A 22,754-nucleotide genomic window follows, 5' to 3' on the forward strand; every position below is an offset into this window, starting at 1 on the left:
CATGACGGCGCTCGCAGCAGGCAGCCGCCGTCCGCGAAGCTTCCCGGCAAGCCCGCGTTACCTCGCCGGGCGGCTGGCGCAGGCCGTGCTCGCGCTGTTCGGCGTGACCACCATCGTCTTCTTCGCGCTGCGGCTCTCCGGCGACCCCGCACGGCTGCTGGTACCCGAAGGCGCCTCCGCCGCGGACATCGAACGCGTCCGCGACCAGCTCGGGCTCAGCGATTCCCTCTGGCACCAGTACCTTTCCTTCCTCGGCAACGCGGTGCGCGGCGACCTCGGCTACTCCTACGTGCAGAACCGGCCCGCGACCGAACTGATCGCCGAACGCCTGCCCTACACGGCCAATCTCGCGGTCGCGGCACTCATCCTCTCCGTGGTCTTCGGTGTCACGATCGGCATGGTCACCGCGCTGAAACGGGGCCGGTGGCAGGAGAAGGTCCTCATGCCGATCGTCCTCATCGGACAGGCGATGCCGGCGTTCTGGACCGGACTGCTGCTGGTGCTGGTCTTCTCCGTCGCGCTGCGGTGGCTGCCGTCCACGGGGTACGACGGCCCGTTGTCGTTGTTGCTGCCCAGCGTCACGCTCGCCTCGCTGTCGGCCGCGGCGATCGCCAGGGTCACCCGCGGCGCGGTGCTCGAGCAGCTGTCCCAGGACTACATCCGCACGGCCCGCGCGAAGGGTGCCGGCACGACCCGGCTGGTCTTTCGCCACCTCGCGCGCAACAGCGCGATCCCGGTGCTCACCGTGGCCGCACTGGAGCTGGCGAACCTGCTCGGCGGCGCCGTGGTGACCGAGGTGATCTTCGCCTGGCCCGGGATCGGGCAGCTGACCATCCAATCGGTCTCGGCCCGTGATTTCCCGGTGGTGCAGGCGATCGTGGTGTTCGCTTCGGCGGTGTACATCGTGGTCAACCTGCTCACCGATCTGCTCTACGGGGTGCTCGACCGGCGGGTGGCCGGCGGGACGAAGGCAGGTGCGGCGTGAAGCGGCTCGGATTCCCTCTCGCGATTCTCGTGGTGTACGTGCTCGCCGCTCTTTTGGCACCGGTGGTCGCGCCGTACGACCCGGACAAGGTCACGCTCGCGCAGCGGCTGCTCGCCCCCAGCGGCACACACCTGCTCGGCACCGACGCTCTGGGGCGGGACGTGCTGTCCCGCGTCATCTACGGCACCCAGGTGTCGCTGCTGGTCGCCGTGGGTGCGGTGCTGGTCGGCGGCGTCGTCGGGATCGCGCTCGGCGTGCTGGCGGGCTGGCGTGGCGGCTGGCTGGGCGCGGTGATCATGCGGCTGGTGGACGTCGTGCTGTCCGTGCCGTTCTTCCTGCTCGCGATCCTCGTCGTCGCGGTGCTCGGACCGAGCCTCGTCAACGTCGTGGTGTGCCTCGCGCTGGTGCGGTGGCCGCGCTACGCCCGGATCGCCCACTCGACGACGCTGCAGGCCCGCGGCCGCGGGTTCGTGCGCGCGGCGACGGCGACCGGAGCGGGCGGCTGGTGGATCGTGCTGCGGCACGTGCTGCCGGAGGTGCTGCCCGTGGCGATCGTGGTGGGCACGCTGGAACTGGGGCTGATGGTGATCTACGAGGCGTCGCTGTCGTTCCTCGGGCTCGGCGTGCAGCCGCCGACGGCGTCGTGGGGATCCATCCTGTCCGACGGCCAGCAGTACATCGCCTCGGCGTGGTGGCTGGCCACGTTCCCCGGCGTCGCGCTGTTCATCCTGGTGCTGGCGGTGAATCTGCTGGGCGACGCGGCACGCGACCGCCTCGACCCGGCCAAGCGCGCGGAGCTGCCGAGGGCCCGGCTGCTGCGCAGGAAGGTGGCGGCATGATCGACTACGGCGACGAGTTCCGCGGGCGGCGGGTGCTGGTCACCGGCGCGGCCGGGCTCATCGGCACGTGGATCGCGGAAGCCTTCCACGACCAGGGCGCGCAGCTGCTGCTGACCGACAGCCGGGAAGGCCCCCTGTCCGAGGTGGCCGGACGTCTCGGTGCCGCCTACGCGGTCGCCGACCTCTCGACCGGCGCCGGCGTTTCCGGGCTCCTCGCGGAGCTGGATTCCCGATGGTCCACAGTGGACGTACTGGTGAACAACGCCGGCGTGTACCCGCGCACCCCGGTCGCCACGACAGAGCGGGAAACGGTGGAGCGGATCTTCGCGATCAACGTCCTCGCGCCGTACCAGCTGGCGCGGCACGTGATTGCCACGATGCAGCGCACTGGTACCCGCGGCAGCATCGTGAACCTCTCCTCCGGCGCGGCGAAACGCCCGACCCGCACCGGCGGTGTCTACTCGGCCAGCAAAGCCGCGCTGGACATGCTCACCCGCTCGCTGGCGCTGGAGACGGGCGAGTCCGGCATCCGGGTGAACGGCGTCGGCCCCGGGTTCGCACCGGGCAGCGAGGTCAGCGAGCTGCCGGACGAGCACGTGGCGAAGATGCGGCGCGGCATCCCGCTGGGCCGTACGTCGGGTCCCGGCGACGCACCCTCGGCCATCCTGTGGCTGTGCTCGGCAGCCGCGTCGTTCGTCACCGGCACGGTGCTCGACGTGGACGGCGGCCGCACCGCGGGCGACTTCACCCCTTCCGGAGGCGCGTGATGAGCTATCCCTGGCCAGGGGGCGCCCGGGCGGCCGTGTGCGTCACCCTCGATTTCGACGGCGAGTCACCGCACCTGTGGCGCACCCGCGCCGACCCGCCGGATTCGCTGGGCGAACTGGAGCAGCGGCGTTACGGCCCCCGCCGCGGCATCCGCAACCTGCTGTCCATGCTGGACAACCTCGGTCTCCGCGCCACGGTCTTCACCCCCGGCTGGATCGCCGACCGGTACCCGGAGCAGGTCGCCGAGATCGCCGGGCGCGGTCACGAACTGGCCCTGCACGGCTGGTGCCACGAACCACCCAGTGCGCTGCCGCGCGACGACCTCCGACGCACCCTCGAACGTGCCGCCACCACGCTCGCCGACCTCGGCGGGCAGCGGCCGCAGGGCTACCGCTCCCCCAGCTGGGACATGACGGCCGAGGTCTTCCCGGTGCTGCACGAGCTGGGAGTGGGCTACGACAGCTCGCTGATGGGTGAGGATCGGCCGTACGTCGTGGACGACCTGGTGGAACTTCCGGTGGACTGGGCCACCGACGACGCGCCGTACTACCGCTACACCAGCGGCGATCCGCGGCCACCCGCGACGGCACCGGTCGTGCGCGCGGGCTGGGCCGCCGAGATCGCGGCGGCGAAACGGTGCGGCTCGCTGTGCATGATCACCGTGCACCCGTGGCTGTCCGGCCGCCCGGCCCGGGTCACCGCGCTGGAGGAACTGCTGGCGCCGGTGGTCGCGGACGCGCAGCTGTGCACCCCGGCCGCCGCCGAGCTGGCGGCGTGGCACCGCGAACACGGCGAAGGCCCTCGGGTCACCCTCGACGAACTGGGGCGGCCATGACCGAACTGCTGGAGATCCACGACCTTCGCGTCGCGTTCGGCGGCCGGGAGGCCGTGCGCGGCGTGGAGCTGACCGTCGGCCGCGGCAAGACCCTCGCCGTGGTCGGGGAATCCGGATGCGGGAAGAGCCTCACCGCCTTGGCGCTGCTCGGCCTCGCCCCGCCGGCGGCGCACGTGTCGGGCTCGGCGACGCTGGGTGGTACGGAGCTGATCGGCCGGGCGGACCGCGAGCTGCGGCGGCTTCGGGGCAAGCGCGCGGCGATGATCTTCCAGGATCCGATGAGCTCACTGAACCCGACCACCCGCATCGGCACGCAGATCGCCGAGGTGCTGGCGATCCACACGTCGCTGGGCCGCCGGGAGCGCCTGCGCCGTGCCGTGGAGCTGATGGAGTCGGTCGGCATCACCGACGCCGCACGGCGCGCGAAGCAGATGCCGCACGAGCTGTCCGGCGGGATGCGGCAGCGAGTGATGATCTCGATCGCGTTGGCCGGTTCCCCGGAGCTGCTGATCGCAGACGAGCCGACGACCGCACTGGACGTCACCGTGCAGGCCCAGGTGCTGGCGTTGCTGCGGGAGCGCACCCGCGACACGGCACTGCTGTTCATCACGCACGACATGGGCGTGGTCGCGGAGATCGCCGACCGGGTTGCGGTGATGTACGCCGGACGCGTGGTGGAGACCGGCACCGTACGGGCGATTCTGGAGACGCCACGGCATCCGTACACCGCCGCGCTGCTGCGGTCGGTCCCCGATCCGGACCGGCCCGTGGCGGGTGAGCTGCCCACCATCCCCGGGCAGGTGCCCGCCGTGGGCGCGAAGATCGAGGGCTGCCCGTTCCGGCCGCGGTGCGGCCACGCCGACGACACGTGCCACACCACGCCCCCGCTGACCGGCGGCGTGGCGTGCTGGCATCCGCGGACGGAGGTTCCGGCATGACCCTGGTGAGCGCAGCGGAGCTGGTCAAGCACTACGGCGCCACGGCAGCGGTGGACGGGGTGTCGCTGCGGATCGACCGCGGCACGACGCTGGCGCTGGTCGGCGAGTCCGGCTGCGGCAAGTCCACCACCGGCCGGCTGCTGCTCGCGCTGGAACGCCCCGATTCCGGCCGGGTCGAAGTGGCGGGCCACGACGTGCACGCGCTGAGCCGCCGCTCGCTGCGGGAACTGCGGCGGACGATGCAGCCGGTGTTCCAGGATCCCTACGACTCGCTCAACGGCCGGATGACCGTCGCGCAGATCGTCGCGGAACCGTTGCGGGTGCACCGGTTCTCCGGCGACCTCGAGGCCAGGGTGCGCGAGCTGCTGGACGCGGTCACCCTGGACCCCGCGCTGGCTTCGCGCTATCCGCACGAGCTGTCCGGCGGGCAGCGGCAACGGGTCGCGATCGCCCGCGCGATCGCGCTCGATCCGGAGTTCCTGGTGTGCGACGAACCGGTGTCCGCATTGGACGTCTCGGTCCAGGCGCAGGTGGTGAACCTGTTGCGGCGCCTGCAGTCCGAGCGTGGGATCACGTACCTGTTCATCAGCCACGACCTCGCGCTCGTCCGGCATCTCGCGCATCGGGTGGCGGTGATGTACCTCGGCCGGATCGTTGAGGAAGCCGACACCGAGGCGTTGTTCTCCGACCCTCGCCACCCGTACACGCAGCTCCTGCTGGCCTCCGCGCCCCGGCCACGCGTGCGCGAAACCCCTGCGGTGGTGGAAAGCACGAACACCGGACCGCGTGGCACGGGCTGTGCCTTCGCTCCGAGATGTCCCCGCGCGACCGATCGGTGCCGGATTGAAGACCCTGCCCTGCGCGACCTGACCGACCGGCGCGTCGCGTGCCACTACGCCGAAACTGTTGCCGCATGATCACCCGAGACGCCCACGGTATCCCGGCCGTCGAAGCCGCCGACGAGGACCAGGCGTGGTACGAGCTGGGCCAAGCCGCGGCGGAAGACCGCTTGTGGCAACTGGAATACGACCGCCGGCGAGCGAGCGGCCGCTGGGCCGAGGTCGTGGGCCGGTCCGCGGTGCCCGCCGACCGGCTGGCCCGCCGCCTGCGCCTGACCGACGCCGCGGGCCGGGACCTGGCCGCGATGGATCCCCGCACGTTACGCACTTTCGAGCAGTACGCGGCGGGCATCAACGCCTGGGTCGCCTCGGCTGGGCTGCCGGTCGAATACGCGCGTTCGGGTGTCGGCTGGGAGCCGTGGACGCCCCGTGATTCGCTGCTGGCGTTCAAGGTCCGGCACGTGCTGATGGGGGTGTGGCAGTACAAGATCGCCCGCGCCGCGCTCTGGGCCACCGCGGGTACCGAGGCCGCCGACGAGCTGGATCCCCAGCCGCTGCCCGGGATGCGCGTCACGGTACCGGCGACGGGCCGAGTCCCGGCCGAGCGCGCGCGGCTCGCCGAACAAGCGCGGGCCGACGTCGAGGCCGCCGCCGTCCATCTAGGTTTCCTGTCCGAAGTGGAGGGTGGCTCCAACGCGTGGGTGCTCGGTCCACAGCGGACAGTCAGCGGGAAGCCCCTGCTGGCCAACGACTCCCACCGTTCCCTGGACGCACCCAACGCCTATTGGCAGGCGCACGTCCGCTGCCCTGGCTTCACCGTCTCCGGCGCCACCTTTCCCGGGCTGCCCGGCTTCCCGCACTTCGGGCACAACGGCCACGTGGGCTGGGCCATCACCAACGCCGCGGCCGACGCGCAGGACCTGTACGTCGAGCACTTCCGCGGCTCGCAGGTGCGGGTTGCCGACGGCTGGACCGAGGCGTCCAGCCGGGAGGAACGCATCGCGGTGCGCGACGGCGAGGACCACGTCGAACGCTGCTGGCTCACCCCGAACGGCCCGGTCGTGCACGGCGACCCGGCGACCGGCGCCGCGCTGTCGTTCCGCTGGACCGCCACGGACACCGCCTGCGACCAGTTCGGGATCCTTCGCGCGATGCTGTCGGCGAGGTCCGCCTCGGACCTGCTCGACGCTCAGGACGGCTGGATCGACCCGGTCAACAACCTGCTGGTCGCCGACGTCGACGGGCACATCGGGTACCTGCTCCGCGGCCGTCTCCCCCGCCGCGGCAGCCTCGCCGCCACGCAGCTGCCGGTGCCCGGGTGGGAGCCCGGCCACGCCTGGACGGGGCACGTACCGTTCGCGGAGATGCCCCGGCTGGAAGATCCGCCCGAAGGCCTCATCGTCACCGCGAACAACACGGTCACCGCGGCGGCCGAACCGTTCGTCTCCCACGCGGTCAACGACTGCTACCGCTCCGAGCGGATCCACGAACTCGCCGCGGCCGCCGGTCCGGCCACTCTCGCCGACCTGCGTGCCTGGCAGGGCGACACCACCTCGGTGGCGGCGCGGCGCTGGGCGGAGCTCCTCGACACCCGCGGTCCCTACTCCGGCGACGCCGAACAGGCCCGCGCGCTCCTGGTCTTCGGTCGTGGCGACCTGGGGCCCGAGCACACCACCGGCCTTGTCCACGCCTGTTTCCGGCGAGAGCTGGCCGAACTCCTCCTGGACCGGCTGCTGGGCGCACCGGCGCGCGAGTGGCTGATGAGCTGCGGGCTCCCGGGCATGCCGGTCGTGCTGCGCCGCTGGTTCGCCACCCTCACCTGGCCGAAGGACGGCCACTGGCCCGGTTCGGCGCTGGACGACGCCGTGCTCGAAAGCGCGCTGGAGGCGGCCTGGCACCGGGCCACCGGGCTGGGGCTGCGGCCATGGGGCGAGGTCCACCGCACCGCGGCCCGCCATCCCCTGCACCCGCTGGTCGGCGCGGACTTCGATCCCCCGCGGGCCGGGCTGGGCGGCGACAACGAGACCATCCAGAACGGCGCCTACGGCTGGGTGCCCGGTTCCGCGTTCGACATCACCAACCTGTCGGTCTACCGGCAGGTCCTGGACCTGGCGGACCTGGGTGCCTCCGCCTGGGTGATCCCGGGCGGCGCGTCCGGCGTTCCCGGCTCGCCGCACTACGCTGACCAGCTGACCCCGTGGCAACGCCACGACCTGATCCCGATGCACTCGAGGAGTCCGGTGAGCGAGGAGCCCGGTGAATGAGGAGCCCGGCCTGGTCGAGACCGCCTACCGCGCGGTCCGCACCGCCGTGCTGACCCGCCGGCTGGCCCCCGGCGAACGCGTCACGGTCCGGCCTTTCGCCGAACGACTGGGCATCTCGCCCACGCCGGTCAAGGCGGCGCTCGCGGTACTGGAGCGCGAGGGTTTCCTGGTGTCCCGGCGGCATTCGGGGTACTTCGTCGCCGAACTGACCGCGGCCGACATGCGCGACATCTACGAGCTGCGGTCCGCGGTGGACAGCCTGGCCGCACGTGACCTGGCCCGGAGCAGGCCACCCGAGCTGCTGGGCGAGCTCACCGGACTGCTGGACGGCCAGCGCGAGGCCTTGCACTCCGGCGACGTGGACCGCTACGCCGAACTCGACCGGGCCTTCCACACCGCGATCTGGCGGGGGTCGGCCAACCGCAGACTGCTGGCGATCGCGGACCTGCTGGGGGCGCAGCTGCAGCTGGGGCAGAACGTCACCATCACCGTGCCTGGCCGCCCGGAGGCGAGTCTGGACGAGCACCGGGAAATCTTGGATGCCCTGCGCTCTGGCGACACCGGCGCCGCCGAGCAGTCGACTCGGCGGCACGTGGCGCAGGTGATCAAGGCACTGGAATCGGCGCTGCCGCAGTAGCCCGCAGGTGCACCGCGGCCCAGGACCGGAACGGCCGCCACGCCCGCGCCACCTCACCGAGCCCGCGACCGGGGCCGTAGCGGCGGGTGATCTCCGCGTCGAGCCGCGGTTCCGCGCGGGGCAGCACATCGGCGGTGCCGGCGCCGCGGATGAGCACGAGGTCTGCGCCGAACGGTCCGATCCCGCTGATCTCCCTCAGCTGCGCACGGGCGTCGTCCTCGGGCAACGCCCGCAGCCGCCGGGCGTCGAGCACACCGTCCGCCGCGGCCCCGGCGACCGCCGCCAGATAATCCGCCTTGCGTCCGGGCAACGTCAGTTCACCCGACTCGATCGCGCGGATCAGTACTGACGGCGCGGGAAACACGCCTTCGCGGCCATGGGTGATACTCAGGCGACGACTGTGCCCGGCGGCGACAACCCGGCTGGTGCGTTGGGAAAGCACCGCCCACGCAGCGGCTTCGTAAGGCGAAGTGAAGCCACAGGGCCGAAATCCCGGGAGCGCTTCCCGTGCGGCCGCGATCACCGGGTCCCGTCCGCCGATCGCCGGCCATCCGGTCGCATCGACGTCCAGCGAAAGGAACCGGGCGACCTGTCCGGCCGCGGCGTCGAGATCCCCGTCGCCGGACACCGTCACCGTCGCCCGGTTTTCGTGCTGGGTGACGGTGGCGGTGACGGCAGTCCAGTCGTACTCGCTGAGGAAGCTCACGTATAGCGCGTCCGGGTCACCGCGGCGCGGGATCGCGGCGGGCGTGAAGCCCTCCCAGAACCGCTTGCCCGTCCGCAGCGACCACGGTCCGGTGACTTCGATCGTCGTCGTGTGTCGCATCTTCGTTCAGGCTCGCGAGTGAACGGTGATCACGTACCCGTCGGGATCGCGGAAGGCGAACTGCGTCCCGAACGGGCCCTCGAACGGCTCCTGCACGATCGGCACGTCCTGGCCGGCGAGCCGGCCGTGCAGCCCGGCCGCGTCCTCGTTGTGGAACCAGATCCCGACGCCCGCGCCGAGCGTGCCCAGCGCGTCGAGATCCACGCCGGGGAACGGGTCCCGCACCGCGAACACGACCCCGCCGGCGGAGAACACCACCGCGCCCGGATTGGCGGTGAGCCGGGTCAGCCCGACCTTCTTCTCGTAGAACTCCGCGGACACCTCGCGGTCGCGGACCTGCAGTGACACGAAATCGGGACCGCTCGTGGTGGTCGTCATCGCACTCCTCCTGGACTGGCGCACTCGGTACCGTGTCAACATACTGACACTTACGTACTTGTGTCAAACTGTTGACATGACGGGAACGGATGACCGGTCTGTGCCGGAGGAGCTGGGCGTGCTGATCAAGGAGACCCAGGCGCTGCTGAACCAACGCATGGACGAGGTGCTGCGTCCGCTCGGGCTGAGTGTGCCGCAGTACGCGTGCCTGCAGGCCCTCCACGACACCCCGGAAGTCACCGGTTCCGCACTTGCCCGGCGGGCCTTCGTCTCCCGGCAGTCGATGAACGTTCTGCTGCAAGGCCTCGAGAAACGGGGCTTGGTCGAGCGTGCCGAGGAACCCGGCCGGCGCCGCGAGCGCGCGACGGTCGTCACCGCCGCCGGAACCGCCCTCGTGCGCCAGGCCCGCGACGATGTCGCCGGAGTCGCGGAGGCCATGACGGCCGGCCTCGGAACCACCGGGGCCGGCCGCCTCCGCACTCTGCTCACCGCCTGCCGGGACGCGCTCCGGGCACCGTGACCGCGGCACGGGTCTTCCGTGGCTGCGTCAGCGAAGCGCGGCGGCTCGGCGGCGCAGCCGCGGCTGCCGGAGGGACGGCGGCACGTACGCGACGTCGACCGGCCCCACATCCGTCCCCGGCGGGACAATCTCGTCGATCCGGTCCAGGAGGTCGTCGTCCAGCACGGTTTCCGCACCCGCCAGCAGATCGTCCAGCTGCCCGCCGGTGCGCGGACCGAGGATCGCGGACGTGACCGTGGGGTGACTGGTGACGAAGGCGAGCGCCAGGTGTGGCAGGGAAAGCCCGGCTTGCTCGGCCAGCGGCACCAGCGCTTCCACGACGTCGAGCTTGCGCTCGTCGGTCATATGCTTCCGCGCCCAGCGCAGGCGGCCGGCCGACGGCTGCTCAGCGCCTCCCTTGCGCAGCCGGCCGGAGAGCAGCCCCATCGACAGCGGACTCCACACCAGCACGCCCAGGCCGTAACGCTCGCAGACCGGCAGGATCTCGCGTTCGATACCGCGGTTGAGGATCGAGTAGTGCGGCTGTTCGGTACGGAACCGGGCCAGGCCACGGCGTTCGGACACCCATTGGGCTTCGACGATGTCCGACGGCGGCAGATTCGAGTGTCCGATCGCGCGGATCTTCCCCGCGCGCAGCAGATCGGTCAGCGCACCCAGCGTTTCCTCGATGTCGGTGTCCGGTTCCGGATGGTGGACCTGGTAGAGGTCGAGGTGGTCGACGCCGAGGCGGCGCAGCGACCCTTCGACGGCCTGGACGATCCAGCGGCGGGAGTTGCCCCGCTGGTTCGGTCCCGGCCCCATCGGGCCGTTGCCCTTGGTGGCGAGGACGACGTCGTCGCGACGGCCCCGCAGGGCCTTGCCGACGACGCGCTCGCTCTCCCCGTCGCCGTAGACGTCGGCGGTGTCGATCAGGGTGATCCCGGCGTCGAGCGCGCGGTGGACCATCCGCACGCACTCGTCGTGGTCGGGATTGCCGTACGGGCCGAACATCATCGTGCCCAGCGCGTACGCGCTGACCTGGATGCCGGTGCGGCCCAGTGCTCGGGTGTGCATGGGGAATCTCCAGTGCGCAGGACGGGGTGGGCGCGTGCAGGCCGCACCCACCCCGCGAGGAACGGCTTCAGGCCGGTGCGGACCCGGCCGCGACGTCGACGATCCAGGTGACGCCGAACCGGTCGGCCAGCATCCCGAACCCGGCTGCCCACGGGGACGGGCCGAACTTCTCGATCACGGTCGCACCGTCGGCGAGCCGCTCCCACAACCCGGTGGCCTCCTCGACCGTTTCCCCGCTCACGGACAGGAAGAACGGCTCGTCGGTGATCGTGGTGCCGTTCTCGCGGCGGGTGGTGGGCTCGCCCTCGGCGACCGGGATCTCGTCCCCGGGCACGTCGTAGGCCAGCACCCGGAAGCCGTTGTCGGCGACGACCTGGCCGAACACCACCTTCGCGGCGTCGGGTGCTTCCGCGGGCATCCCGAAGTCGCCGTAGGTGGTGACAGTGGTCTGCCCGCCGAAGACCGACTGGTAGAACTCCAGCGCCCCGCGGGCCTGGCCGCGGAAGTTCAGGTGGACGACAGCGTTGAGCGACATGGTGTTCCGGTCCTTCAGAAGTGGTTCGCCGCCGGAGGTTTCCGGCCGCGACACCGACTCTGTCAGCAGTACCGGTCAGCTGATGTCCGCTTCTGCCGTGGTCTTCCGTAGCACTCAAAAAGTGAACCACTGCGCGGTCAGCAGCACCAGCCCGAGCGAACAGGCCGCGACCACGACCAGGCCGAGCGCGGCGACCACGAGCGGCCGCAGCCCGCTGCGTGCCATCTGCCGGAAGTCGAAGTTGAGGCCGACCCCGGCGAAGCACAACAGAAAGGCCCATTTGGACAGATTGCCGAGGTCGGCGACTTCCGCCTTGGTGAACACGTGCGCGGTCGCCAATGCGGACACCGCGATGAAACCGAGCACGAACTTGGGGAAGGTGCGCCACACGAACCCAGCGCGGCCGAGGAACCCGCTCGCGACGGACCTGCCGCCCCGGGTGGACCAGTAGGCGGCGTAGCCGAGTACGACGAGGCCGATCAGCGCGTTGCGGGTGCTCTTCACCGCGACCGCGACGTCCTGGGCGTGCGGCGAGTAGGCCGCGCCGGTCGCCGTGGTCTCCGCGGTGTTGTCCACCGCCAGCCCCGCCCACAGGCCGAACTCGGTGTCGGACAGGTCGAGCGCATGCCCGATCGCCGGGAACGAGAACAGGGCGACCGCGCCGAGGGCGAGGATCGCGGCGATGGCGTAGCCGGAATCCTCGTCGTCGGCGTCGATCGAACCCCGGCCCGCGATGATCGCCGACACCCCGCAGATCGAGGTGCCGATCGCCAGCAGCGACGACAGCTTCCCGCCGAGCCGGAACGCCTTGCCCACCAGGAGGATGACCGTGGTGGCCACTGCCATGTCGACCAGGATCAAGCCCAGGCTGAAGCCGCCGAGCTTGGCCAGGTCACCCAGGACGAAGCGGGCGCCGAGCAGCACGATGCCGGACTTCAGCCAGAACTCGTAGGTCCCCACGCCCGGCCGGAACAGCGCCGGGATGCCCACCGTGTTCCGGATGACGAGCCCGAGCACGATCGCCCACAGCACGTACTCCAGGTCCGGCAGCGACGTGCCGGTGGCCTCGCCGATGCTGCGCACGCCGTTCTGGGCCAGGGTGCCGACCACCCCGACCGCGGCGAGCAACAAGAGACCGGGAACCAGCCGCAGGACCGCAGCACCGGTCACGCCGCGTCCCCCGGCCGGGGCGGTCCCCGCCGGGGTCGTCACGAGACCGGGAACGGGATCGTCGGCAGCCAGCCGAGCGCGGCCAGCACCACCAGCACACCCGCGACCGCCACCGCGGCCCAGTCGGCGCTGATCCGCGTGGCCGGATTCGGATTCTCATCGTCGCTCATGACCGCGGGACTGTAGGCCCTCGGCGATTGCCCGTCCGCCCTGTCCAGCAGGTGGAACACCGCCTCCCGGGTACCGGCGTCCATCGCGGACGCCAGTGTCCACAATGGACGGACACGGGCCAGGAGATCCACTGTGGACACCGGGGCCGAACAAACCCCGTTGTGCCGGGGCAAAACCAGCCGATTTCCTGTTCTGCGGGATTGCTTGGCCGGTCTGTACCCGCCGCATATAGTCGCTTTCGTGAGCAGGTCCGCTTCCCTTCGGAGGCGGCAACGGCTGCCGCCCGGGGCCTGCGCGCACTGTCGCCGCTGAGCGCAGGTCCTCCCGGCCCGATCCCCGTTTCCTTCCCCGGCGGGTGATCGGCGAGCCATCCCCTCCGAACGCGAGAGAAGCCATGTCCGACCTTCGCACCGTCCTGGAAAACGCGGTCCCCCGCCGCAGAAAGTGGCCCTGGCTGGCGGCGGGCGCCGTCGTCGTGGTCGTCGCCGCGGCCGTCGTCGCGCTCAGCCGCGGCGAAAGCTCCGGCGCATCGGCCGCCGAGGGCACCCCGGTGCGCGGGGGAACGCTGCAATTCGCGCTTATCGACTACCAGCGCAGCCCGGACCCGCAGTGGGGCACCAACTACGCCGAGTCTCTCATCGGCAACAACGTCACCGACAAGCTCACCTGGCAGGACCCGGAAACCGGGAATATCACCCCGTGGCTGGCGGAGAAGTGGGAGTACAACAACGAGCTCACCTCGTTCACCTTCCACCTGCGCCGGGACGTCACCTTCAGCGACGGCACGCCGTTCGACGCGCAGGTCGTGAAGGCGAACCTCGACCAGTACGTGCACGGCGACCCCGCGCTCGGGATCCTGCCCAACGGCGCCACCCTGCTGCCCGGTTACCTGGGCACCGACGTGGTCGACGACCACACCGCGGTGGTCCGGTTCTCCCAGCCCAGCGCGAGCTTCCTGCAAGGCTCGTCGTTCACCGCCAACGCCCAGCCCGGGTTCCTCTCGCTGTCCACCCTCAAGCTCAGCGCTCGGCAGCGGACCGACGCGAAGAAGGTCATCGGCACCGGCCCGTTCGTCTACGACTCGTGGGAGCCGCAGGTGAAGACGGTGCTGGCCCGGCGGGCGGGGTACCACTGGGCACCGCCGGCCCTGCACCACGACGGCGAGGCCTACCTGGACAAGGTCACGTTCAACACCATCCCGGAAGCCAGCGTGCGCACCGGTTCGCTGACCTCCGGTGCGGTCGACGCCACCCTCGACGTCAGTACCACCGACGAGAAACCGCTGACCGGCCAAGGGTTCCGGATCATCCACCGCGGGGTCTCCGGTACCGCCATCCACTTCGCGCTGAACGCCTCGCTGTTCCCCACGAACGACCTCGCCGTACGCAAGGCGATCCAGCTCGGCTGGAACCGGGAGACGATCGAGAAGGCCGTGCTCACCCCGTCGTACTCGATCGCGAAGTCGATTCTCGAACCGTCCGTGCCCGGCTACGCCGACTACAGCGGTTCGTCGCTGAAGTACGACCCGCGGCAGGCCGGACGGCTGCTGGACCAGGCAGGCTGGGTGCCGGGGCCGGACGGCATCCGGGTCAAGGACGGCAAGAAGCTGACCGTGAAACTGCTCGGCATCAACAACCTCGTGGCGAACAAACCCGCCTACGAGTCCGTGCAGCAGGATCTCCGCAAGATTGGCATCGATCTGCAGCTCACCGTGGTCCCCATCCCCGACTACACCGCCCAGCAGGCCAAGGCGAAGGACGGCTGGAACATCACCGCCGCCAACCGCTCGCGCAACGACCCGGCGGTGCTCAACCTGCAGTTCAGCCCCGCCGGCGGCAACACCTCCTACCTGTCGCCGTCGGCTCCGGGCATCGACCTTGACGAGGTCACGCGGACCCTCGGCAAGCTGGAGACGACTCTCGACCCAGCGGAGCGCGCACAGTACGCGAAGGCCGCCCAGGACCTGATCCTGGACAAGTACGCCCTGGCGAATCCGGTGTACAACCCGTCGCAGGTCATCGCCCAGGCCCCGTACGTGCACGGGATCGTCTTCGACGCCCAGTCCCGCAACCACTTCGTCAACGCCTGGAAGAGCGACGGGAAGTAGGGTCCGATGCTGCGCTACGTCCTGCTGAAAACCGGCCGCGCCGTCTTCGTCGTATGGGCCGCGTTCACCCTCACCTTCGCGTTGCTGTTCGTCCTGCCGGCCGATCCGGTGGACCTGCTGTTCGATCCGGCCGAGCTCAACACCGTGCCACCCGAGGTCCGGGCACAGGTCGCCGGCAGTTACGGATTCGACGAACCGGTACTGCTGCAGTACCTCGACCGGCTGGGCCACGCGTTGCGGGGTGACTTCGGCAGCTCCGTCCAATCGGGACGTTCGGTGAGCGCTTCGATCACCGATGTGCTGCCCTACACCCTGCTGCTGGCCGCGGGGGCGCTGCTGCTGGCTGTCGTCCTGGCGTTCGCCGTCGCGGTCCTGGCCACCTCGGCGCGGCAGCGGTGGCTGCGCAACCTCCTCGAATCGCTGCCGACCGCGGCGGTGTCGATCCCGGTGTTCCTGTCCGGGATCCTGCTGTTGCAGATCTTCTCGTTCCGGCTCGGCTGGTTCCCGCCGTTCGGTGACGCCGGATGGCAGAGCCTGGTGCTGCCAGTGCTCACCCTCGCGGTCCCGGTCGCCGGGCCGATCGCGCAACTGCTGGTGCGGTCTTTCGCCACCGAGTTCCGCGCCGGGTACGTCACCACGAGCTGGGCCAAGGGCGCCACCCGGGGCCGCGTCCTGGCCGGGGACGTCTTCCGCAACGCGAGCCTGCCCGCGCTCACCATCGCCGGGGTCACCTTCGGCAACCTCATCGCGGGCTCGGTGATCACCGAAACCGTGTTCGCCCGCAAGGGGCTCGGCCGGATGACGCAGAACGCGATCAACACCCTGGATCTGCCACTGGTGCAAGGAATCGTCGTGTTCGTGGCGGCGACGTTCGCGGTGCTCAACCTCGTCGTGGACCTCGTCTATCCCCTGCTGGATCCGCGGCTGCGGGCCGCGCTCGCCACCGACCCGGCCGGAGCGGAGCCGGTGGCCGGGGCTGCGGAGAGGAGTACCGCATGACCGTCGCGACCCTGCCCGGGGTGCGCCGTCGTCCGGCCGCGCTCGCCCGGCTCACCGAACTGGCCCGCACACCGAGCCTCGTCCTGGCGTGGGTGATCGTGGTGGTCGCGATCGGCTGGGCGGTGTTCCCGTCGGTGTTCACCTCCGCGAGCCCCTTCGACGGCAACGCCGACGCCGGCTTCGCGCCGCCGAGTGCCGAGCACTGGTTCGGCACCGACCGGCTCGGCCGGGATCTGTTCGCCCGCAGCGTGTACGGCGCCGGCACCACGCTCACCGCGACGCTGTTCGCGGTGCTGACCGGGTTCGGCGCCGGTTCGCTGATCGGGCTCGCGGCCGGATTCTCCGGTGGCTGGGCGGACACCGTGCTGATGCGGGTGGTGGACGTGTTCCTCGCGATCCCGAACCTGCTGCTGGCCATGGTGCTGGTGTCCGTGCTCGGTTACTCGACGAACAACATCGCGCTCGCCGTCGGGATCTCGTCGATCGCCTCGTTCGCGCGGGTGATGCGGGCCGAGGTGCTCGCCGTGGCCGCGCGCGACTATGTGCGCGCAGCCTACGGGCTGGGAGTACGGCGAGGAGGTGTGGTGCTGCGCCACATCGTGCCGAACGCGGTCAGCCCGGTGCTGGCGCTGGCCGCGCTGGAGATCGGCAGCGCGATCCTCGCCGTCGCCGGTCTCGGTTTCCTCGGCTACGGCGCACCGCCGCCGACCCCGGAGTGGGGTCTGCTCGTGGCGGAGGGCCGCGACTACGTGGCCGTGCACCCGTGGATCTCGCTGCTGCCGGGCGCCGCACTCGCCGCGGTGGTCCTCGCCTCGCACCGCATCAACACCTCGTTCAGGAAGGACCACGGCCGATGACCCTCACCTCAGCCGGCAGCACCGAGACCGCGTCCGCGCGCGAGGAGCCGGACGATCCGCTGCTGCGGATCTCCGGGCTCACCGTCGACTACCGCACCGCGGGGTGGGGCTGGCGCACCGCGGTGCACGACGCCGGTCTGCACGTCGAACCGGGCGAGTTCCTCGCGCTCGTCGGCGAGTCCGGTTCGGGCAAGACCACGATCGTGCAAGGCGCGCTCGGGCTGCTGCCGGGCGGCGCCCGGGTGCGGGCCGGGTCGATCGCCTACACCGGCGTCGACGTCACCGGCTGGGACGACCGCCGGATGGCGCTGGTGCGCGGCAACTTCGTCGGCTTCGTGCCACAGGATCCGAACACCTCGCTCAACCCGGCGAAGAAGATCGGCAGACAGGTCGTGGAAGCGGTGCGGTTCAACGCGCCGGGCAGGCAACCGGCCGCACAGTATCGTGCGGCCGCGCTGGAAAGCCTGCGGCAGGCGGGACTCGAGCACGCCGAGCGGGTGTTCGCGCAGTATCCGCACGAGCTGTCCGGCGGGATGAAACAGCGGGCGCTGATCGCGATCGCCCTGGCCGGCAAGCCGAAGCTGATCGTGGCGGACGAACCGACGTCCGCGCTCGACGTGACCGTGCAGAAGGTCATCCTCGACCACCTCGCCCGGCTGCGCGCCGAGCTCGGCATCGGCATCCTGCTGGTCACGCACGACCTCGGGATCGCGCTGGAACGGGCCGACCGGATCCTGGTCAGCCACGGCGGCCGGATCGTCGAGGACGGCCCGGTTTCGCAGGTGCTGGAACACACCGCGCACGAGTACACCCGCAAGCTGCTCGACGCCGCCCCCGCCCGGCACGCGGGCCGCCTCGAGCCGTCCTCCGGGTCGCGTCCGGAGGACGGCACGGCACCGCCGGTGGTCCGGGCCGAAGGGCTGTCGAAGACCTATCGGCTCCGCGGCGCGCACCGGAAACTACGGGCACTCGACGAGGTGGACCTGGTGGTGCGGGCGGGGACCACGCACGCGATCGTCGGGGAATCCGGTGCCGGCAAGTCGACCCTCGCCGGCATCCTCGCGGCGTTCACCACCGCCGACCGCGGCACCGTGCACCTCGGCGACCGGACGCTGACCGGGCTGCGCCGCCGGGAGCTGCGCGAGGCACGCCGGGATCTGCAGTTCGTGTTCCAGAACCCGTTCACCTCCCTCGACCCGCGGTTCACCGTGCGGCGGCTGATCGCCGAACCGTTGCGGGCGTTCGGACTCGCCGGCAGCGCGCACGAGGAGCGGGCCCGGATCGTGGAGCTGCTGGAGGCCGTCGCGCTGGACGAGAGCCACCTCGACCGGCTTCCACTGCAGCTCTCGGGCGGGCAACGGCAGCGGGTCGCGATCGCCCGCGCGCTCGCCCTGACGCCGCGGGTGCTGGTGCTGGACGAAGCCGTCAGCGCACTGGACGTGGTGGTCCAGGCACAGATCCTGCAGCTGCTCGTCGATCTGCAGGCCGAGTACGGGCTGAGCTACGTGTTCGTCACCCACGATCTCGGCGTGGTGCGGCTGATCGCCCACGACGTGACGGTGATGCAGGACGGCGCGGTGGTCGAAACCGGCCCGGCCGAGGAGACCCTGCACTCGCCGCGGCACGACTACACCCGCCGGCTGCTGGCCGCCGTCCCCGGGGCGTCTCTCGCCCCCACCCCGTAGAGGAGCCCTCCCGTGCCTCGTCAGCTGCATCTCAACGTCAACATCCTCAACGCCGGGGTCTTCGGTGGCTCCTGGCGTTTCCCCGGCACCGATCCCCTTTCCAGTTACCGCATCGAGCACTACACCGACATCGCGAAAAAGGCCGAACGGGCCCGGCTCGATGCCGTGTTCCTCGCCGACGGTCCCTCGCTGGACCCGAGCGTGAAACATCGCACCGGCAACAATTTCGAACCCACCACGGTGCTGGCGCGCATCGCCGCGCAGACCGAGCGGATCGGCCTGATCGGCACACTGTCGTCCTCCTATCACGACGCCGGTGAGCTGGCCCGCCGGCTCGGCGACCTCGACCACGTGTCCGGCGGCCGGGTGGGCTGGAACGTGGTGACCACCGCGGGTGCGGTGGCCGCGCGCAATTTCGGCCGGGACCGCGAACCCGAACACAGCTCCCGGTACCAGCGGGCCGCTGCGTTCACCGAACAGGTCGTGCGGGCCTGGTCGGAGCGCACGCGCTACTCGTCACCGCAGGGGCGACCGGTGGTGGTGCAGGCGGGTGGGTCCCGCGACGGGCGGGAGCTGGCCTCGCGGGTGGCCGAGGTGGTGTTCTCCGCCGACCAGGACCTCGACCGCGCCCGCGCCTTCCGGGCCGAGATCCGCGCCGGGGCCGCGCGCCACGGCCGCGACCCTGGCGCCGTCGTGGTCCTTCCCGGACTGTCCACTGTGGTCGGCAGTACCGTGGCGGAAGCGAATGCCCGCCGGGAACTGCTGGACGAGCTGCTGCCGGACGCCTACGGCCGCGGCCGGCTCGCCGGGCAGCTGGGCATCTCACTGGACGGGCTCAGCGACGACGAACCGATCCCCCGCGACCTGCTCGTGCCGCCGGATGAGGCCGGTGGCTCGCAGACGTTCTACCGGGTGGTCAAGGACATCATCGACCGCGAGAACCCGACGCTCGGCGCACTGCTCAAGCGGTTGTCCGGGGGCGGCGGGCACCGCATCGTTACCGGCACGCCGGAGCAGATCGCCGACGACATCGAAACCTGGTTCCGCGCGGGCGCCGCCGACGGGTTCAACGTGATGCCCGACGTGCTGCCCTCGGGGTTCGACGACTTCGCCGGGCAGGTCGTGCCCGAGCTGCGCCGCCGCGGGCTCTTCCGCACCGACTACGAGGACACCACCCTGCGCGGCCACCTCGGCCTGCCCGTCCCCCGGATCGTTCCCGTCCCGGAAGAGGTGACCGCCCGATGAGCACCCTGGTCCAGCTGTCCTTGCGAGTTGGTCCCGCCGACGGGGTCTCCCTGGCCGAGGCGGTCGCGCTGACCGGCTTGGCCGCGGACTCCGGGGTCACCGCGATCCGGCTAGCCGACACCGGTGCGCTCGACCCGTCGGTGGTCGCCGCTTACCTGGCCGGAGTGCACCCCGGCATCGGCTACGTCGCCGAGGTGCCGACCACCGGTAACGCCCCGTACAACCTCGCGCGGCGGATCCTGTCGCTGGACCGCGCCACCGGCGGCCGGGCCGGGATAGCGCTGCGCCCCGGCGACGGTGACGAGGTCAGCGCGGTGTCGGCGCCGGACCCGGCCGCGGCCGATCCGGTACGGCGGTGGGCCGAGCACGCCGGAATCCTGACCCGGCTGTGGGAGTCGTTCCCGCGCGAGGCGCTGCTCGGCGACCGGAAGGCCGCGGTGGTCGTGAACGACGTGCTGATCGAACCGATCGCGCACGAGGGCACGTTCTACCGTGTCGCCGGACCGATCGACGGCCCCTCGTCCGTGCAGGGCCGCCCGCTCGTGGTCGCCGATCTCGGGAAGTTGCCACCGGCAGTGGTCGCCGCCTCGGCGGATGTCGTGGTGACCGACGAGCCGGAAGGCGCCGACACCGCGTTGTCCGAAGCACTGCACCGCGCCGGCCGGGCGCGCGCCGAGGTCGCACTGCTCGGCCGCCTCACTCCCGGCGCGGTTCCCGATCCCCGCGCCTGGATCACGCGGCACCGGCTCGACGGCGTCGAACTGGTGCCGGCAGGCAGCGCGGACGACGTCACGGCTGTGCTGCGGGAATGGGCCGGCACGCGGGCGGCGCCCGACACGTTGCGCGGCAGCTTCGGGCTGGTGCCCGCATGACCGCCGAACTCGTGTCCGCCGGGCACACCGTGGCGGGGATCCGCACCGCGATCACCCCGGTGCTGGCCCGGCTCGCCGCCGGGTCCGCCGAACGGGAGCGGACGCGGGAGTACGCGTTCGCCGAGGTCCGGGACCTCGCGGCACACCGGATCGGGCTGCTCGGCGTCCCGGTCGAAGACGGCGGCGCGGGTGGCTCGCTGCGCGACGTCGCCGAGCTGGTGACCGCACTGGCCCGAGCGGATTCCAATGTGGCACAAGCGCTGCGGCCGACGTTCCTGGTCGCCGAACGCGTGCGCCGTCCCGGTTTCCCGCACCGGGAACGGACGCTACGGCGGCTGAATGCCGGCGACCTGTTCGCCGGCAGCGGCAACGAACGCACCGGCGGCGCCAGCGGTTCGGTCAACGCGACCCTCCGCCGCGCCGGCGACGGATATGTGGTCAACGGCGAGAAGTACTACTCGACCGGCGGCCTGTACGCGACCTGGTTCAGCACCTCGGCGACCGACGAGGACGGGACCGTGGTCGGCTTCACCGTGCCGTTCGACCGCGAGGGCGTGCATCGGCTCGACGACTTCGACGCGGTGGGCCAGCGACTGACCGCCAGCGGTACGACGCGGCTGGTCGACGTACGGGTGCACGCCGACGAGCTGACCCCGCACGACGTGCCGCCCGCCGCTCCGTGGCGCGGTTCGTTCGCCCAGCTCTATCTCGCCTCGGTCGAAGCCGGGATCGCCGCCGCCGCGCTCGACGACGCTGTCCGGTTCGTGCGGGCGAAAGCCCGGCCGATCAAGCACAGCACCGCCACCCGCAGCGTCGATGACCCGTACGTGCGCGAAACCGTGGGCCGGATCGGTGCGAGCGCCCAGGCTGCGCGGTCGGCAGTGCTGCTCGCGGCCGAAGTGCTGGACGCCGCCCGCGACGGTGACCGCGTCGCGGCGGCGGAAGCCGCGGTGACGGTGGCGCAGACCGGTGTGATCGCCATCGAATCGGCGTTCCGCGCCGCCGAGCTGCTGTTCGACGTCGGCGGTGGTTCGGCCACCGACCGCGCCCTCGGGTTCGACCGGCACTGGCGCAACGCCCGCACGGTCGCCAACCACAACCCGCGGCAGTGGAAGGCCGCGGTCGCCGGGGCGTTCCACCTGACCGGCGAGGACCCGCCCACCACCGGACTGTTCTGAGGAGCCCCGGATGACCATCGGAGCAGCACGGGTACTCGGCCGCACCGGCGTGCCGATCACCCCGCTCACCCTCGGCGCGATGAATTTCGGCCGTCGGCAGGAGGAGGACGAGAGCGTCCGGATCATTCACGCGGCGCTGGAGGCCGGGATCACTTCCGTGGACACCGCCGACGTCTACGGGCAGGGGCGGTCGGAGGAGATCGTCGGCAACGCCCTGCGCGGACGCCGCGACGAGGTGTTCCTGGCGACCAAGTTCCACGGACGGCTCGGCGACGATCCACGCCGGGCGGGCAGTTCGCGGCACTGGATCCTGCGCGCGGTCGAGGACAGCCTGCGCCGGCTGGACACCGACCACCTCGACCTTTACCAGGCACACCGGCCGGATCCGCACACCGATCTGCTGGAGACCCTGCAGACCCTGGACGATCTCGTGCGCCACGGCAAGATCCGCTACTACGGCACCTCGGCCTTCCCCGCACACCAGCTGGTGCGAGCCCAGTGGCTGGCCGAAAAACACGGGCTCGTCGCACCGCACACCGAGCAGCTGCCGTACTCGGCGCTGGTGCGCGGCGCCGAACGCGAGGTGTTCCCGGTCGTGCGCGAGTACGGCGTCGGTGTGCTGAGCTACGGCCCGCTGGCGGCCGGCTGGCTGTCCGGCAAGTACCGCCTCGGCGGGCCGCAGCCGGTGTCGGCCCGGGCCGACCTCGTCCCCGGCCGGTTCGACGTCGGGCTGGCCCGCAACCACCGCAAACTGGCGGCCGCGGATGCGCTCGCGCGGCTGGCCGCCGAACGCGGCTTGTCGCTGGTGGAGCTTTCCGTCGCGTTCGCGCTGAGTCATCCGGCGGTCAGCACCGTGCTGATCGGCCCGCGCACCCAGGAGCACCTCGACGCCTACCTCAAGGCCGCGACCGTCGAACTCGATCCCGAAGTGCTCGACCGGATCGACGAGATCGTCGATCCCGGCACCCAGTTCCTCGAACGTGACACCGGCCAGGACACGCCGTCGCTGCAGCCGTCCGCGCGCCGCCGTACCCCGTAACGGAAAGGATCCCT

General features: G+C 71.4%; 23 protein-coding genes. 17 read left to right on the top strand and 6 right to left on the bottom strand.

All coding sequences use genetic code 11. The features are described from left to right. Position 1: 1 nt before the first annotated feature. From BJY18_RS06915 to BJY18_RS06950, 8 genes are read left to right on the top strand one after another with little or no spacing between them, the layout of a single operon-like run. Positions 2–985, top strand: a complete 984-nt coding sequence (locus BJY18_RS06915) for an ABC transporter permease (protein WP_184778684.1) — start codon at positions 2–4, stop codon at positions 983–985. Then, entirely contained in the window at positions 982–1,824 is an 843-nt protein-coding gene (locus BJY18_RS06920) for an ABC transporter permease (RefSeq protein WP_184778686.1), read from the top strand. The genes BJY18_RS06915 and BJY18_RS06920 overlap by 4 nt, the downstream gene beginning before the upstream one ends. Further along, positions 1,821–2,591, top strand: a complete 771-nt coding sequence (locus tag BJY18_RS06925; RefSeq protein ID WP_221457604.1) for an SDR family NAD(P)-dependent oxidoreductase — start codon at positions 1,821–1,823, stop codon at positions 2,589–2,591. Before BJY18_RS06920 ends, BJY18_RS06925 begins: the two co-directional genes overlap by 4 nt. After that, a complete protein-coding gene (locus tag BJY18_RS06930; protein ID WP_184778688.1) occupies positions 2,591–3,427 on the top strand; it encodes a polysaccharide deacetylase family protein in 837 nt (278 codons plus the stop codon). Before BJY18_RS06925 ends, BJY18_RS06930 begins: the two co-directional genes overlap by 1 nt. Further along, a complete protein-coding gene (locus BJY18_RS06935; protein WP_184778690.1) occupies positions 3,424–4,365 on the top strand; it encodes an ABC transporter ATP-binding protein in 942 nt (313 codons plus the stop codon). The genes BJY18_RS06930 and BJY18_RS06935 overlap by 4 nt, the downstream gene beginning before the upstream one ends. Continuing rightward, on the top strand, positions 4,362–5,282 hold the full coding sequence (locus tag BJY18_RS06940; protein ID WP_184778692.1) for an ABC transporter ATP-binding protein: 921 nt from the start codon (positions 4,362–4,364) through the stop codon (positions 5,280–5,282). Before BJY18_RS06935 ends, BJY18_RS06940 begins: the two co-directional genes overlap by 4 nt. After that, positions 5,279–7,468: a penicillin acylase family protein gene (locus BJY18_RS06945; RefSeq protein ID WP_184778694.1), complete on the top strand. Its 2,190-nt coding sequence runs from the start codon at positions 5,279–5,281 to the stop codon at positions 7,466–7,468. Before BJY18_RS06940 ends, BJY18_RS06945 begins: the two co-directional genes overlap by 4 nt. Continuing rightward, the gene (locus tag BJY18_RS06950) at positions 7,461–8,105 is read left to right on the top strand and encodes a GntR family transcriptional regulator (RefSeq protein ID WP_184778696.1); all 645 of its coding nucleotides are present in this window, start codon (positions 7,461–7,463) and stop codon (positions 8,103–8,105) included. The genes BJY18_RS06945 and BJY18_RS06950 overlap by 8 nt, the downstream gene beginning before the upstream one ends. On the opposite strand, the gene BJY18_RS06955 is transcribed toward BJY18_RS06950, so the two are convergent. Next, a complete protein-coding gene (locus tag BJY18_RS06955; RefSeq protein WP_184778698.1) occupies positions 8,074–8,931 on the bottom strand; it encodes a DNA-3-methyladenine glycosylase family protein in 858 nt (285 codons plus the stop codon). The genes BJY18_RS06950 and BJY18_RS06955 overlap by 32 nt on opposite strands. 6 nt (positions 8,932–8,937) lie before the next feature. Further along, on the bottom strand, positions 8,938–9,309 hold the full coding sequence (locus BJY18_RS06960; RefSeq protein WP_184778700.1) for a VOC family protein: 372 nt from the start codon (positions 9,307–9,309) through the stop codon (positions 8,938–8,940). Positions 9,310–9,385: 76 nt separating this feature from the next. Here BJY18_RS06960 and BJY18_RS06965 point away from each other — a divergent pair, with 76 nt between their 5' ends. After that, on the top strand, positions 9,386–9,829 hold the full coding sequence (locus BJY18_RS06965) for a MarR family winged helix-turn-helix transcriptional regulator (protein WP_184778701.1): 444 nt from the start codon (positions 9,386–9,388) through the stop codon (positions 9,827–9,829). Between the two features lie 27 nt (positions 9,830–9,856). Here the strand turns inward: BJY18_RS06965 and BJY18_RS06970 are convergent, their stop codons facing one another. The 4 genes from BJY18_RS06970 to BJY18_RS37385 all read right to left on the bottom strand — a co-directional run bounded on the left by BJY18_RS06970 (position 9,857) and on the right by BJY18_RS37385 (position 12,757). Beyond that, a complete protein-coding gene (locus tag BJY18_RS06970; RefSeq protein WP_184778703.1) occupies positions 9,857–10,882 on the bottom strand; it encodes an aldo/keto reductase in 1,026 nt (341 codons plus the stop codon). Positions 10,883–10,949: 67 nt separating this feature from the next. After that, positions 10,950–11,417 carry a VOC family protein gene (locus BJY18_RS06975; protein ID WP_184778705.1) on the bottom strand — a complete coding sequence of 156 codons (468 nt, stop codon included), beginning with the start codon at positions 11,415–11,417 and terminating at the stop codon, positions 10,950–10,952. Positions 11,418–11,531: 114 nt separating this feature from the next. After that, positions 11,532–12,587 (bottom strand): YeiH family protein, encoded by a 1,056-nt coding sequence (locus BJY18_RS06980; protein WP_221457606.1) that lies wholly within the window; start codon positions 12,585–12,587, stop codon positions 11,532–11,534. 38 nt (positions 12,588–12,625) lie between these two features. Beyond that, positions 12,626–12,757 carry a hypothetical protein gene (locus BJY18_RS37385; protein ID WP_281393647.1) on the bottom strand — a complete coding sequence of 44 codons (132 nt, stop codon included), beginning with the start codon at positions 12,755–12,757 and terminating at the stop codon, positions 12,626–12,628. A 395-nt stretch (positions 12,758–13,152) separates the two neighbouring features. On the opposite strand from BJY18_RS37385, the gene BJY18_RS06985 reads away from it, so the two are divergent. From BJY18_RS06985 to BJY18_RS07020, 8 genes are read left to right on the top strand one after another with little or no spacing between them, the layout of a single operon-like run. Then, positions 13,153–14,865 carry an ABC transporter substrate-binding protein gene (locus tag BJY18_RS06985; RefSeq protein ID WP_184778709.1) on the top strand — a complete coding sequence of 571 codons (1,713 nt, stop codon included), beginning with the start codon at positions 13,153–13,155 and terminating at the stop codon, positions 14,863–14,865. 6 nt (positions 14,866–14,871) lie between these two features. Next, complete coding sequence (locus BJY18_RS06990) at positions 14,872–15,864, top strand: ABC transporter permease (protein ID WP_184778710.1); 993 nt, start codon at positions 14,872–14,874, stop codon at positions 15,862–15,864. Beyond that, positions 15,861–16,721 (top strand): ABC transporter permease, encoded by an 861-nt coding sequence (locus BJY18_RS06995; protein ID WP_184778711.1) that lies wholly within the window; start codon positions 15,861–15,863, stop codon positions 16,719–16,721. Before BJY18_RS06990 ends, BJY18_RS06995 begins: the two co-directional genes overlap by 4 nt. Next, positions 16,718–18,406 carry a dipeptide ABC transporter ATP-binding protein gene (locus BJY18_RS07000; RefSeq protein ID WP_184778712.1) on the top strand — a complete coding sequence of 563 codons (1,689 nt, stop codon included), beginning with the start codon at positions 16,718–16,720 and terminating at the stop codon, positions 18,404–18,406. The genes BJY18_RS06995 and BJY18_RS07000 overlap by 4 nt, the downstream gene beginning before the upstream one ends. A gap of 12 nt (positions 18,407–18,418) precedes the next feature. Continuing rightward, positions 18,419–19,651 (top strand): LLM class flavin-dependent oxidoreductase, encoded by a 1,233-nt coding sequence (locus BJY18_RS07005; protein WP_184778713.1) that lies wholly within the window; start codon positions 18,419–18,421, stop codon positions 19,649–19,651. Then, the gene (locus BJY18_RS07010; RefSeq protein ID WP_184778714.1) at positions 19,648–20,523 is read left to right on the top strand and encodes an LLM class oxidoreductase; all 876 of its coding nucleotides are present in this window, start codon (positions 19,648–19,650) and stop codon (positions 20,521–20,523) included. The genes BJY18_RS07005 and BJY18_RS07010 overlap by 4 nt, the downstream gene beginning before the upstream one ends. Next, entirely contained in the window at positions 20,520–21,701 is a 1,182-nt protein-coding gene (locus BJY18_RS07015) for an acyl-CoA dehydrogenase family protein (protein WP_184778715.1), read from the top strand. The genes BJY18_RS07010 and BJY18_RS07015 overlap by 4 nt, the downstream gene beginning before the upstream one ends. A gap of 10 nt (positions 21,702–21,711) precedes the next feature. Further along, positions 21,712–22,740, top strand: coding sequence for an aldo/keto reductase (locus BJY18_RS07020; RefSeq protein ID WP_184778716.1), 1,029 nt, complete (start codon positions 21,712–21,714; stop codon positions 22,738–22,740). The last annotated feature ends 14 nt before the right edge of the window (positions 22,741–22,754 follow it).

Origin of the sequence: Amycolatopsis jiangsuensis (genome assembly GCF_014204865.1) — a bacterium.
Taxonomy (GTDB): domain Bacteria; phylum Actinomycetota; class Actinomycetes; order Mycobacteriales; family Pseudonocardiaceae; genus Amycolatopsis; species Amycolatopsis jiangsuensis.

Coding starts and splice junctions, on each gene's coding strand:
- BJY18_RS06960 (WP_184778700.1), bottom strand. CDS start 9,309: ATGACGACCACCACGAGCGGTCCCGATTTCGTGTCACTGCAGGTCCGC.
- BJY18_RS06940 (WP_184778692.1), top strand. CDS start 4,362: ATGACCCTGGTGAGCGCAGCGGAGCTGGTCAAGCACTACGGCGCCACG.
- BJY18_RS06955 (WP_184778698.1), bottom strand. CDS start 8,931: ATGCGACACACGACGACGATCGAAGTCACCGGACCGTGGTCGCTGCGG.
- BJY18_RS06970 (WP_184778703.1), bottom strand. CDS start 10,882: ATGCACACCCGAGCACTGGGCCGCACCGGCATCCAGGTCAGCGCGTAC.
- BJY18_RS06945 (WP_184778694.1), top strand. CDS start 5,279: ATGATCACCCGAGACGCCCACGGTATCCCGGCCGTCGAAGCCGCCGAC.
- BJY18_RS06965 (WP_184778701.1), top strand. CDS start 9,386: ATGACGGGAACGGATGACCGGTCTGTGCCGGAGGAGCTGGGCGTGCTG.
- BJY18_RS06975 (WP_184778705.1), bottom strand. CDS start 11,417: ATGTCGCTCAACGCTGTCGTCCACCTGAACTTCCGCGGCCAGGCCCGC.
- BJY18_RS07010 (WP_184778714.1), top strand. CDS start 19,648: ATGAGCACCCTGGTCCAGCTGTCCTTGCGAGTTGGTCCCGCCGACGGG.
- BJY18_RS06990 (WP_184778710.1), top strand. CDS start 14,872: ATGCTGCGCTACGTCCTGCTGAAAACCGGCCGCGCCGTCTTCGTCGTA.
- BJY18_RS07000 (WP_184778712.1), top strand. CDS start 16,718: ATGACCCTCACCTCAGCCGGCAGCACCGAGACCGCGTCCGCGCGCGAG.
- BJY18_RS06995 (WP_184778711.1), top strand. CDS start 15,861: ATGACCGTCGCGACCCTGCCCGGGGTGCGCCGTCGTCCGGCCGCGCTC.
- BJY18_RS37385 (WP_281393647.1), bottom strand. CDS start 12,757: ATGAGCGACGATGAGAATCCGAATCCGGCCACGCGGATCAGCGCCGAC.
- BJY18_RS07015 (WP_184778715.1), top strand. CDS start 20,520: ATGACCGCCGAACTCGTGTCCGCCGGGCACACCGTGGCGGGGATCCGC.
- BJY18_RS06915 (WP_184778684.1), top strand. CDS start 2: ATGACGGCGCTCGCAGCAGGCAGCCGCCGTCCGCGAAGCTTCCCGGCA.
- BJY18_RS06935 (WP_184778690.1), top strand. CDS start 3,424: ATGACCGAACTGCTGGAGATCCACGACCTTCGCGTCGCGTTCGGCGGC.
- BJY18_RS06930 (WP_184778688.1), top strand. CDS start 2,591: ATGAGCTATCCCTGGCCAGGGGGCGCCCGGGCGGCCGTGTGCGTCACC.
- BJY18_RS06985 (WP_184778709.1), top strand. CDS start 13,153: ATGTCCGACCTTCGCACCGTCCTGGAAAACGCGGTCCCCCGCCGCAGA.
- BJY18_RS07020 (WP_184778716.1), top strand. CDS start 21,712: ATGACCATCGGAGCAGCACGGGTACTCGGCCGCACCGGCGTGCCGATC.
- BJY18_RS06925 (WP_221457604.1), top strand. CDS start 1,821: ATGATCGACTACGGCGACGAGTTCCGCGGGCGGCGGGTGCTGGTCACC.